Origin of the sequence: Bacillus cereus group sp. BceL220, from assembly GCF_051776965.1 — a bacterium.
Taxonomy (GTDB): Bacteria; Bacillota; Bacilli; order Bacillales; family Bacillaceae_G; genus Bacillus_A; species Bacillus_A cereus.
On sequence record NZ_JBPWBC010000044.1, the window covers coordinates 1 to 1779 of the forward strand.

The following is a 1779-nucleotide window of genomic DNA, read 5'->3' on the forward strand; positions in this document are numbered from 1 at the left end:
GTAACAACCGTATTCTCTGTAGGACCATAGTTATTAAATAATCTATATCCATTCTTTTTATATTTCCTTAGCTGATCACCACCTGTTAGTAACACACGAAGTGAATTATTCTCCAATTCAATAAATTGTTCACAAACCGGTGTTGGTAAGAAACTAATACTAATCTCGTTTTGCTCATAATAAGCATTCAAGCGTTGCATATCTAAACGAATCTCGTGTGGGATAATATGCAATGTTGCACCCTTTAAGATATACGGTAGTATTTCCCACGAAGATGCGTCAAAACCAAATCCTGCATATTGAGTACTATTATCTTGTTCTGTAACCTGGAAATATTCTTGATGCCAGAAACAAAGGTTTATTACTGATTGATGCTCAACTACTACACCCTTTGGTTTACCTGTAGAACCTGAAGTATAAATAATATAAGCCATATCATTTGATTGATTTATCCTTTCAGGATTCGAACAGTTTGAGCTATAACAAGCTGTATCTTCTAAATTTAATATCATTCTTTTAGTATTTAATTTTTTTACTAAATGCGTCTGAATCAATACTAATTGCACTTGGCTATCTTCAAGCATATAGGTAATTCGCTCTTCTGGATATTCAGGATCAATTGGCAAATATGCCCCTCCAGCTTTTAAAACTCCTAAAATTCCCACTAACATTTCTACCGAACGCTCAAGCATAATTCCTACAATTTCTTCTCTTACAATTCCCTTACTTCTTAACGTATGAGCAAGTTGGTTTGCTCTTTCATTTAGCTCACGATAAGTTAATGATTGATCTTTATATGCTACAGCAATATTATTTGGCGTTTTCTTCACTTGCTCTTCAAACAATTGAGACAGTGTCTTCTCTTTTGGAAATTCTGTTTTTGTATTATTAAATTGATACAAAAGTTGATGCTTTTCTTTCTCTGTAATGATTTCAAGTTCTCCAATTGACTGATCAATATTTTGTACAATCGTTTCTAAAATTCTAATAAAACGTTCTTTAAATATATTAATCGTTTCTTCTTTATACAACTTAGTTGCATATTCCCATTGAAAATGCAGTTGATTTCCTCGTTCCTGTCCAACAATCGTCATATCAAATTTAGAAATACCATGATTCCATTCATAATTTCTCATTTGTAATCCTTTATTTGGAATTGTTGGTACATCTATATTTTCTAAAACAAACATCGTATCAAATAGAGGATTTCTACTCGTTTCTCTTGGTAAAGATAGAGCTTCTACCAATTCTTCGAATTGATAATCTTGATTTTCAAACGCCTCTAATAGCTCTTCCTTCATTTCCTCAAGAAATTTTCTAAATGTTTTCTCTGCATTTACATCTGCTCGTATTACAAGTGTATTCACAAACATTCCGATCATTTGTTGTAAGTCTACATGAGATCTGCCGGCCGAAACTGTACCAACAACAATATCTTCTTGCCCCGTATGTTTGGATAACCATACTTGATAAGCACTCATTAATAACATATACATTGTGACACCAGTTTCTTGACAAATTTCTTTTAATTTCCTTGTCAATTTCTGATTTAAAGTAAATGAAACCCGATCACCATCAAATGTTTGAACTGCAGGGCGCGCATAGTCAGTTGGTAATTCCACTACCGGCACACCATCTTTAAAACGATTCGTCCAATATTCTTTTTGCATCTGAATTGCTTCACTTTGTATAAATTCTTGTTGCCATTCAGCGTAATCTTTATATTGTAACTTTAATGCTGGTAATTCATTCTCATAATAGAGTTCCATCAATTCTTTC

1 protein-coding gene is annotated in these 1779 nt (G+C 32.9%); it reads right to left on the bottom strand.

Annotated features, from left to right (window positions below):
• Positions 1–1779 (bottom strand): non-ribosomal peptide synthetase (locus ACS2FK_RS30360; protein ID WP_438899972.1); only part of this gene is annotated, 1779 nt, incomplete at both ends.